Here is an 8,478-nt window from a genome sequence, read left to right as displayed (position 1 = left end):
GCAGGCGTGACCGGTGCCGGTCACGACGGGCCACAGCCGCAATGTGCCGACCAGGTGGCCGCCACGGCGCGCGACAAACGCGAGGCCGCGCGCAGGCTTGCGGCCCTCGCGCAGCCGCTCCGAGGTCTTGGCGAAGCGGCCAGGACCGAATGCAGCGTCGAGCAGACTGTCTCGCGCCGCTACGTCCGAACGGCGTTCCTGACGGATCGCAACCGGTTTGTCGTTCGGAGAACCGAATGAGGGCATCACGCGACCCTCGCCAGATAGATGAAGACCTCGTCGAGGTCCCGGCACTTGAAGCGCTCGGCGAGCTCGCCCGGACGCCCCATCGCGACGACGCGGCCGCGGCTCATGATCACGACGAAGTCGCAGAGCTGCTCGACCTCGGTCATGTTGTGCGAGGACAGCAGGATGGTGGCGCTGCGGCGCTTCTGATAGGCCCGCAGCCGGCTGCGCACCCACTCGGCACGGTCAGGATCGAGCGATGCCGTCGGCTCGTCGAGCAGCAGCACGTCCGGGTCGTTGATCAGTGCCTTCGCGACAGCGACGCGGGTCTTCTGGCCGGCCGAGAGCCGCCCGGTGACGCGGTCGAGCACGTCGCCGAGCTCGAAATCCTCGATCAGTTCCTCGATCCGCGCCTTGAGATTGGCGACACCATAGAGCCGCCCGAACACCATCAGGTTCTGCCGCACGGTGAGCCGTCCCGGCAACGCGACATAGGGGCTTTCGAAATTCATCCGGCTGAGCACCTTGTGACGCTCGGTCGCCATGTCGTGACCCAGCACCATGGCCCGGCCGAAGCTTGGCACCACCAGGCCCATGATCATCGCGATGGTGGTGGTTTTGCCGGCGCCGTTGCCACCGAGCAGGCCGACGGTCCAGCCCTTCGGCACGTTGAAGTTCACGTCGTCGACGGCCCAATGAGTGCGGTACTTCTTGCAGAGGTCCTCGACCGCGATGGCCGGCGCCTCATCGATACCGAGGCTAACAGGCGCATTGTCCTGCGCGGGCGTGGTGTTTGGCGACACCGGTGTCAGATGTCTGCGGGGCAAAAAGCGTTCGATGCGGCTCATGGATGTCTCCCCTTACTCGCCCATGGTGAGCAGGCCGCCCTTGTGGCGGGCGCTCTGCAACAGGGCAACGAATGTGGCGAAGCCCAAACCGAGATAGACGGCATTGAGCGCGAGGCCTTCGATCATCAGGTCGGTGCGGAAGGTGCCGTCGAGCAGCACGGCGCGCATGCCCTCGAACACATAGGTCGGCGTCAGCGACCAGGCGACCGGATGCAGCCAGGCCGGCAGCGCCTCGACCGGATAGTAGACGCAGCACAGCGGCAGCAGCACGATCATGATCGAGTAGGCGAGGCTTTCGGCGCCGAGGCCCTGGCGGATCACGAGGCCGGCAACGACGAGCCCGATCGCCCAGCTGGTCAGCACGAGGTTGAGGAAGAACGCGATCAACCCCGGCCCCATCGCATAGACATTGAAGCCGAACAGCAGCAGCGTCAGCAATGTCACCGGCAACGTGCCGATCACGAGCCGGATCAGGCTCATCAGCATCAGCGAGGCCGCGAGCTCGAAAGGCTGCAACGGGCTCATCATCAGGTTGGCGAGATTGCGCGACCAGATCTCCTCCAGGAAGGTGAAGGTGAAGCCGAGCTGGCCGCGAAACAGCACGTCCCAGAGCAGGACGGCGCCGAGCAGCAGGCCGGCGGTCGAGGCCATCGCCGACTTGCTCTGATAGAGGTAGGTGTAGAGGAAACCCCACACCAGCATCTGCATCGCCGGCCAGTAGATGATCTCGAGCAGCCGGAGCCATGACGAGCGCAGGATGTAGTAATAGCGCGCCGTCATGGCGGCGATGCGGTTCAGTGACTGTGTCATGGCATCCATCCGTGTGGCCGGCATTAGTCGATCTCGCGGCGGATCGGGCGGCGCTTGCCGACCTTGGGCGGAAACGCCAGCAGCGCGTTGGCCTGCACCCGGACCGGATGCTCGAGGCAGGCCGCGAGCAGATCTTCGAGATGCGCGACCGAGCCGTGCAGCCGTGACATCGGCGTATCCTGGCCGAGCACGACGCGCGCCTCGACGAGGTCGACGCCGCGCTGCACGATCTCGAACTGCGCCAGATGCAGATTGCAATCGAACATCCAGCGATAGGTCGCATCAAGGATGCTGCCGGCCGGGACCTTGCGGCCGTCGCGGTTGACGAAGGCGTCGTTGAGCCGGCCGTCGATGCTGGCGATCTGCGACCAGTTGATATCCGACGGCGCAGGGTTGGCCGGCTGGGTGATGTAGTCGCCCTGCACGTAGCGGATGAACGGCATCGCCTCGTTGAGCAAATTGGTGATCACGGCGATGCCGGACTGGCCGGCAGCCTGCGGCGCCATCGTGACGGGGTCGAGCACGTCGAGATGCACGGTGTCCTCGCAGACGTGATACTGGCCGTCGGGCATCTCGAGTGCGATCCGCGTCGCCTCCTCGGAGGAATATTCGTCGAGCACGGGCACGCCGAGTTGGCGCGACCATTCCGCACGAGCAGTGCGCGAGGAATATTCCGAATGCGTCACCGCAAGATTGAGCGAGGAACGGAACTCGTCGACATGCGGCATCAGCGCATCGAGGCTCGACGGATAGAGCGAGAGGATCTTGGGCCCGAGATAGCGCAGATGCTGGGCGACGCGCGCCGGCGGGATCAGGTTCGAGATGAAGGCGGTCGGATAGTCGCCGCCGATCGAATCGAACCACCACGGCACGGTGTAGACATGGGCGAGCAAATCATCGGTGCGGTAATTGCCGCCGCTCTGCATCGCGAACTGGCGGACGCCCTGGATGGTGTCGGTGATGACGGCGTCATAATCGACGCGGATCAGCAGGGTTTGGCCGGACGAGCCCGATGAGCGCGTCGGAAACAGGTTTTCCGGCTTGTACTTCTTGTTGACGCACTGCTCCGGGAAGGCCGCGACAAGCTCGGGCTTGGTGATAACAGGGATCTTCTGGATGTCGTCATAGTCGCGCAGATGCTCCGGCTTGAAGCCGGCCGCATCATACTTGGCGCGGTAGACCGGAATGTCGCGGTAGGCGAGCTCGACCAGCTCCTTGATCCGGGCGAACTGCCGCGCGCGGATTTCGGACGCCGGCAGATAGGGATGCCGCATGCATTCGCCGAGATAGTTCGCGGTGGCTGCGACCAGCTCGGGTGCTGCCTCGTTGGAGGGCTGAAAATCCGGGCGGGTGTGCTCGGTCTCCCAGAACTGGCGCTGCGGCGCGCTGGTCGCATCGGCGGGAACGAGGGACGCGGCGGTTTGATCATGCTCCGGCACCAGAGCAAGGCCGTCATCGGAAACACTGATCGCAAGGGAGGACGTCATCTTCAGCTCCATGATTGACGGGAGGACCGCCCGTTCATGGCGCTATCAATGGCTCGCGGCGCGCGTGGCCGCCGTGACGCGCATCACACGCGGTCGTAGGTCGAGACGTAGGGCGGGTTAGGCGAAGCCGTAACCCGCCATCGCTCCAGCGCATCGCGGCGGGTTACGCTGCGCTAACCCGCCCTGCGAGACTACAAGGCTGATTGCTTCAGTCCGCTACTTGCCCCACGTCGCCTTCCTGATCCGCCCCTTGCCGCCGCATTTCTTGCAGGACTCGGGATAGATCTTCCGCCCCGGCTCGCGCGGCTGCTTCACCGCTGGAAAGCCGGTCCCGTTGCACGCGTCACGCTTTTCTTCATCGGAAACAAGGTGCTTCACCATCCACCGCCTTGGATTGAAGAATCCGGAAGCCCGCGGGCGCGGACTTCTGCCACCCGTTGGTTACGAACGGCGGCGGGTTATGGTTTCAGGCGCATGGCTGCTCTGCGCAGCAACGCAATTGAGAGATCGGGGGAACGACAACGGCACGATCGCCGTTCTCAGCTTCTACTTGACGCGACCTCACTTCGCCTTGAGCGGCTTGTCGTGGCTATCGAGCGCGGTTGCCATCAGCTTCGGCAATTGCGCGGCATAGACCTCGATGAAGGTGGCATCGCCACAGGCCTCCGGATCGCGCGCGGCCTGCTCGGCGACGCGCGCGCCTTGGCCTCGCATTTCGCGAACACGTGCCAGAACCAATCCGGGCTCTTGCCGAGCGCCGGCTTGTGCTTCTTGATGACGGCGGCGCCGACTGCGCTCATCGCGTTGACGACGCCGGCGCCCAGCGTGCTGATGGCCCGCGCGTTCAGGATATCCTCGCGCGATTGCGCGGTGGCGTTGCTCGCGGTCGCTCGTCCGATCGTTCGTGCCATGCTCAAGCTCCTTGTCGATCCCTGGTCGGTCTGTGCGACGGGCAAAGCATCGGCCGGGGAAGTTGAGGAAGGCTCAAGGGACATGGTTGAAAACCGCTATGGATTTCATTCCGGTTTTATACGCTTCCGAGCGATCGGGCCTGGAGGGTTTTGATCCCCCCTCCGCCGCCGCCAAATCTGTCAGGAGGCGTTACCCTTTGGCGCCATAGCGCCGGATCAGCTGGTCGGCGACATCGTCGAGATTGCGGCCGACGACCTGCGGCTGCGGGCCGACGCCGAGCACATCGTTGCCCGGCCGCTTGATCAGCGCGGCCTCCCAACCGGCCGAGACCGCGCCGAGCGTATCACAGTGTGTCAGGCAATCAGGCAGAACTCCGACGGCTTGGCGCCGAGCTCCTGCTCGACATAGCCATAGGCCTGCCGCGACGGCTTGTGATGCTTGACGCCGTCGGCGGAAAAGCGCCGCTCGAACAGATCGACGATGCCGCCGTTCGTCAGCTGCCTCGTCTGCACTTCCAGCAGATTGTCGGTCAGCGTGAACAGCCGAAAACCCGCCGCGCGCAGCTTGCGCAATGCCGCCGGCACCTCCGCATGCGGTGGCATGGTGGAGAATTTCTCGGTCAGCTCCTTCTTGTCTGAATCGTCGATCCTGATGCCGCGCGTATCGGCCAGCATCTTCATGACGGCCGCGCCGATGTCGGTGAAGGGCACGTAGCAGCCCGCCACCGTGAGCGAGGCGGAATACGTGATGAAATTCGCGAACCACAGCCGCATCGCGCTGTTGTCGTTGAAGATGCGCGCGAACACCGGCTCCATGGTCTCGAGGTCGAGCAAGGTCTCGTTGACGTCGAACACGATCAGAGGAAGCGCCATTTTGGTCTCCATTGGGTGGGTTTGGTTCTCAGCCCCTGTCCTTGATCCGGCTGCGATGCGCGGCCTGCTTGGCGCGGTTGCCGCAGACCGCCATGCTGCACCATCGGCGCGCACGCGCCCGCGTGTGATCGGCAAACATCAGCGTGCAGGCCGGGCCCTCGCACGCCTTGATGTCCGAAAAGCTTTCCTCGCAGACCACCTTGGCCATCGCCTCGCCGATCGGCAGCAGCAGCGTTTCGGCCGAACGCCAGCGTCGCGTCCGCTCCAGCGCGAAACCGTTATGATCGTCGCGACGATGCGGCACGATCCGGCTGAACGCTTGATCGCTTTCGAGCAGCCGGTTCAGCGGCTCCAACTCCTTAAGCGCCCGCGGCGTCAGCGGCCGGCCCATATGCCTGCGGACGAAGCCGCGAAACCATTCGCGCAGATTGCGCGCCTGACCGGCAACGCGGTCGAGTTCACCCGGCGCCGCGCGCGCCTTCAGTTCGTCGAGCACATTCGACGGCACCAGCTTTGCCTGTGCGAGCCAGTGTAACAGGCCGCCCCCATCGGCGATCCAGTCGACCGGCGTATCGACCGGGGTCGCGATCGAATTGATGAAATCGAGACCCAAGCTATCGGCGATGAACATCGCGGGCTGGTGGGATTGCACGGTGACGCTCTCCTGGACGGCTTGTTCGACCGCGCCGCAAATAACCTTGTCAAAACCAGTTGACAAGTTACGAACACTGGATCATTACCATCGTAACCTGTCAAATGCTATTTTGAAGGTTACTGACAGTTCCGCCTGAAACAAGGGAGCTCAAGATGTCGACCAAGGATGTCAGCGTGGTGCTTGCCCATGGCGCATGGGCCGACGGATCGAGCTGGGCGCGGGTGATCACCGCGCTCGACGCCGAGGGCATCACCGCGGTGGCGGCACCATTGCCGCTGACTTCGCTCACCGACGACGTCGCCGCGCTGAACCGCACGCTCGACCGCGTCGAGCGACCGGTCGTGCTGGCGGGCCATGCCTATGCCGGCGCTGTGATCGCCGAGACCCGCTCGCCGCGCGTCAAGGCGCTGGTCTATGTCGCGGCGCTGGCGCCGGGCGAGGGCGAGACGGTGGCCGAAATGTTCTATCGCGGACCGCCGCATCCGTTCGCGCCAAAACTCGCGCCCGATGCCAACGGCCTGATCTGGCTGCCCGAGCCCGCCTTCGCATCGGCCTTCGCGCAAGGCGCGCGCGCCGAGGACCTCGCGGTGCTCGCCGCCGTGCAGCGGCCGATCTCGCCAGCCTGCATCACCGTGCCGGTCGGCCGCCCGCTCTGGAAGGATGTCCCGAGCTGGTTCCTGGTTGCCGAGGAGGATCGGATGATCGCGCCCGAGACCCAGCGCAGCATGGCGGCGCGGATGAAGGCTGCCGTGCGTTCACATGCCGTCGATCACACGCCGATCGTGACGGCACCAAAGCTCGTCGCCGACATCATCCGGGAAGCGATCGGCGCGCTTGCCTAGCAGACCAATCCTAACCTCCCCACGATCACGACAACAGGAGTGACAGATGTCCGAGATCAAGTATCGCACGGCCGATGTCGACGGCTTCAAGGTGTTCTATCGCGAGGCCGGCTCGCCCGGCGCGCCAAAACTGCTGCTGCTGCACGGTTTCCCGAGCGCGGGACACATGTTCCGCGATCTGATCCCGCTGCTCGCGGACAAGTTCCACATCGTGGCGCCTGATCTCCCCGGCTTCGGCCAGTCCGACCCGCCGCGCGAGACGTTCCGCTACACCTTCGACAATATCGCCGGCGTGATCGACCGCTTCACCGAGGTGATCGGCTTCGATCGCTTCGCGGTCTATGTGTTCGATTATGGCGCGCCGACCGGCTTCCGCCTGGCGGTGAAACATCCGGAGCGGATCACCGCGATCATCTCGCAGAACGGCAACGCCTATGAGGAAGGCCTCAGCGAGGGCTGGACCCCGATCAAGGCCTATTGGCAGGATCCCTCGCCAGCGAACCGCGACGCGCTGCGCGCCTTCCTGACGCCGGGCACCACGCGCTGGCAGTACACCCACGGCACGTCGGATCCGCAGGCCGTGTCTCCTGACGGCCAGAACCTCGACAATTACTACATGGCGCGACCGGGCGCGCATGACGTGCAGCTCGATCTGTTCGGCGACTACAAGAGCAACGTCGCGCTCTACCCGGCCTTCCAGAACTACTTCCGCACCCATCAGCCGCCGTTCCTCGCGGTGTGGGGCAAGAACGATCCGTTCTTCCTGCCGCCGGGCGCCGAAGCCTTCAGGCGCGACAATCCGAAGGCGGTGGTCAAATTCCTCGACACCGGCCACTTCGCGCTGGAAACCCACGCCGCCGAGATCGCGCAAGCCATCCGCGATTTCCTGAGCCGCTGACGTCGCCGACGTTAGCCGCTGCTTGACGGCGCAAGCTGAGCCGGCGCGGCCGCTTACTGCGGCCCCTGCGCGGCGCGCGCCGCGAACATCGCGAGCAGCCGGCCCCAATCGCCTTCGGTATCGAACACGCGGCGCATCTCGGCTGCGCGGGCGCCGTAACGGTCGAGCTTGCGATGCTCCAGCTCGACGCGGGTGGCGTCCTTGCCGTCGGCGATGAAGCGCACCTCGATCTCGGTCTTCAGGTTTGGATCGTACTGCCAGTCCGCCGTGATGTCCCACGACAGCACGAGGCGCGACGGCGGCTCCCAGAGCAGCACGCTGCCCCAGTCACAGGTGCTGCCGTCATCGCCGCGCTCGTACCAGCGGCCGCCGACGCGCGGCTCCATGATCGCATCGACCGCATTGGTCTTGCCGATCTTGTAATGCGCGAGCGGCCACCACGTGCCCATCTGCTCGGTGAAGACACGCCAGGCAACCGCCGGCGGCGCCTCGACGTTCATCACCTTGCGGACGCTGTAGGGATCGTAATCGTCGGAGGTCGCTTGCGTCGTCATCGGGATCTCCTCTCTTTTGCGGCTTCGCGTTCGGCCGCTTGCTTGAACGCAGTGAGTGTCTTGTCCCAGAATCCGTCGAGCCAGCCGCGCAGGCTCTCCAGCCCGCGGGTGTCGATGGCGTAGAGCCGCCGCGTGCCTTCGATCCGCACCACGGCGAGGCCCGCGTCCTTCAGCACCCGAAGATGCTGCGAGACCGCCGGGCGGCTGACCTTGAGGCCGTCGGCGATCTCCTGCACCGATCGATTGCCCTCGCGCAGCCGCTTGAACACCAGGCGGCGGGTCGGGTCTCCCAGCGCGTCGAGCGCGCGTTCTGCGCTGATCATGATCGTATCGTCCGTTGTCGAATTACCGTAAGTCTATGCTTACGGTAAGTCA

The 8,478-nt window shown here is 64.9% G+C and carries 13 protein-coding genes; 3 read left to right on the top strand and 10 right to left on the bottom strand.

Annotated elements, in window-relative coordinates; genetic code table 11:
- The 6 genes from H8B02_RS24630 to H8B02_RS24605 form a co-directional block, all read right to left on the bottom strand.
- On the bottom strand, positions 1 to 246 hold a 246-nt coding region (locus H8B02_RS24630; RefSeq protein WP_376711708.1), incomplete at its 3' end, for a GNAT family N-acetyltransferase.
- The gene (locus tag H8B02_RS24625) at positions 246 to 1,073 is read right to left on the bottom strand and encodes an ABC transporter ATP-binding protein (RefSeq protein ID WP_229168659.1); all 828 of its coding nucleotides are present in this window, start codon (positions 1,071 to 1,073) and stop codon (positions 246 to 248) included. The genes H8B02_RS24625 and H8B02_RS24630, both read right to left, overlap by 1 nt.
- Positions 1,074 to 1,085: 12 nt before the next feature.
- Positions 1,086 to 1,883, bottom strand: coding sequence for an ABC transporter permease (locus tag H8B02_RS24620; RefSeq protein WP_229168658.1), 798 nt, complete (start codon positions 1,881 to 1,883; stop codon positions 1,086 to 1,088).
- 23 nt (positions 1,884 to 1,906) lie between these two features.
- On the bottom strand, positions 1,907 to 3,370 hold the full coding sequence (locus H8B02_RS24615; protein WP_229168657.1) for a phenylacetate--CoA ligase family protein: 1,464 nt from the start codon (positions 3,368 to 3,370) through the stop codon (positions 1,907 to 1,909).
- Between the two features lie 216 nt (positions 3,371 to 3,586).
- Positions 3,587 to 3,748: a hypothetical protein gene (locus H8B02_RS24610; RefSeq protein ID WP_229168656.1), complete on the bottom strand. Its 162-nt coding sequence runs from the start codon at positions 3,746 to 3,748 to the stop codon at positions 3,587 to 3,589.
- 183 nt (positions 3,749 to 3,931) lie between these two features.
- Entirely contained in the window at positions 3,932 to 4,084 is a 153-nt protein-coding gene (locus H8B02_RS24605) for a hypothetical protein (protein ID WP_229168655.1), read from the bottom strand.
- Between the two features lie 60 nt (positions 4,085 to 4,144).
- On the opposite strand from H8B02_RS24605, the gene H8B02_RS24600 reads away from it, so the two are divergent.
- The gene (locus tag H8B02_RS24600; protein WP_229168654.1) at positions 4,145 to 4,435 is read left to right on the top strand and encodes a hypothetical protein; all 291 of its coding nucleotides are present in this window, start codon (positions 4,145 to 4,147) and stop codon (positions 4,433 to 4,435) included.
- A gap of 200 nt (positions 4,436 to 4,635) precedes the next feature.
- On the opposite strand, the gene H8B02_RS24595 is transcribed toward H8B02_RS24600, so the two are convergent.
- Both H8B02_RS24595 and H8B02_RS24590 read right to left on the bottom strand, forming a co-directional pair.
- Positions 4,636 to 5,154 (bottom strand): haloacid dehalogenase type II, encoded by a 519-nt coding sequence (locus tag H8B02_RS24595; protein ID WP_229168653.1) that lies wholly within the window; start codon positions 5,152 to 5,154, stop codon positions 4,636 to 4,638.
- A 28-nt stretch (positions 5,155 to 5,182) separates the two neighbouring features.
- A complete protein-coding gene (locus tag H8B02_RS24590) occupies positions 5,183 to 5,785 on the bottom strand; it encodes a CGNR zinc finger domain-containing protein (RefSeq protein ID WP_229168660.1) in 603 nt (200 codons plus the stop codon).
- A gap of 176 nt (positions 5,786 to 5,961) precedes the next feature.
- On the opposite strand from H8B02_RS24590, the gene H8B02_RS24585 reads away from it, so the two are divergent.
- Together H8B02_RS24585 and H8B02_RS24580 are read left to right on the top strand one after the other, a co-directional pair.
- Complete coding sequence (locus H8B02_RS24585; RefSeq protein WP_229168652.1) at positions 5,962 to 6,651, top strand: alpha/beta fold hydrolase; 690 nt, start codon at positions 5,962 to 5,964, stop codon at positions 6,649 to 6,651.
- A gap of 46 nt (positions 6,652 to 6,697) precedes the next feature.
- On the top strand, positions 6,698 to 7,549 hold the full coding sequence (locus H8B02_RS24580; protein ID WP_229168651.1) for an alpha/beta fold hydrolase: 852 nt from the start codon (positions 6,698 to 6,700) through the stop codon (positions 7,547 to 7,549).
- 53 nt (positions 7,550 to 7,602) lie between these two features.
- Here H8B02_RS24580 and H8B02_RS24575 read toward each other — a convergent pair whose 3' ends face one another.
- Together H8B02_RS24575 and H8B02_RS24570 are read right to left on the bottom strand one after the other, a co-directional pair.
- Positions 7,603 to 8,103 (bottom strand): SRPBCC family protein, encoded by a 501-nt coding sequence (locus H8B02_RS24575; protein WP_229168650.1) that lies wholly within the window; start codon positions 8,101 to 8,103, stop codon positions 7,603 to 7,605.
- Positions 8,100 to 8,426: an ArsR/SmtB family transcription factor gene (locus tag H8B02_RS24570; RefSeq protein ID WP_141340053.1), complete on the bottom strand. Its 327-nt coding sequence runs from the start codon at positions 8,424 to 8,426 to the stop codon at positions 8,100 to 8,102. The genes H8B02_RS24575 and H8B02_RS24570 overlap by 4 nt, the downstream gene beginning before the upstream one ends.
- Between the last annotated feature and the right edge of the window lie 52 nt (positions 8,427 to 8,478).

Source organism: Bradyrhizobium altum (assembly GCF_020889705.1).
Lineage (GTDB): Bacteria > Pseudomonadota > Alphaproteobacteria > Rhizobiales > Xanthobacteraceae > Bradyrhizobium > Bradyrhizobium altum.
Note: the sequence above shows the minus strand (reverse complement) of the source record. Positions and strands in the feature narration are given on the sequence as shown.

Coding starts and splice junctions, on each gene's coding strand:
- H8B02_RS24625 (WP_229168659.1), bottom strand. CDS start 1,073: ATGAGCCGCATCGAACGCTTTTTGCCCCGCAGACATCTGACACCGGTG.
- H8B02_RS24620 (WP_229168658.1), bottom strand. CDS start 1,883: ATGACACAGTCACTGAACCGCATCGCCGCCATGACGGCGCGCTATTAC.
- H8B02_RS24615 (WP_229168657.1), bottom strand. CDS start 3,370: ATGACGTCCTCCCTTGCGATCAGTGTTTCCGATGACGGCCTTGCTCTG.
- H8B02_RS24605 (WP_229168655.1), bottom strand. CDS start 4,084: ATGCGAGGCCAAGGCGCGCGCGTCGCCGAGCAGGCCGCGCGCGATCCG.
- H8B02_RS24600 (WP_229168654.1), top strand. CDS start 4,145: ATGACGGCGGCGCCGACTGCGCTCATCGCGTTGACGACGCCGGCGCCC.
- H8B02_RS24595 (WP_229168653.1), bottom strand. CDS start 5,154: ATGGCGCTTCCTCTGATCGTGTTCGACGTCAACGAGACCTTGCTCGAC.
- H8B02_RS24590 (WP_229168660.1), bottom strand. CDS start 5,785: ATGTTCATCGCCGATAGCTTGGGTCTCGATTTCATCAATTCGATCGCG.
- H8B02_RS24585 (WP_229168652.1), top strand. CDS start 5,962: ATGTCGACCAAGGATGTCAGCGTGGTGCTTGCCCATGGCGCATGGGCC.
- H8B02_RS24580 (WP_229168651.1), top strand. CDS start 6,698: ATGTCCGAGATCAAGTATCGCACGGCCGATGTCGACGGCTTCAAGGTG.
- H8B02_RS24575 (WP_229168650.1), bottom strand. CDS start 8,103: ATGACGACGCAAGCGACCTCCGACGATTACGATCCCTACAGCGTCCGC.
- H8B02_RS24570 (WP_141340053.1), bottom strand. CDS start 8,426: ATGATCAGCGCAGAACGCGCGCTCGACGCGCTGGGAGACCCGACCCGC.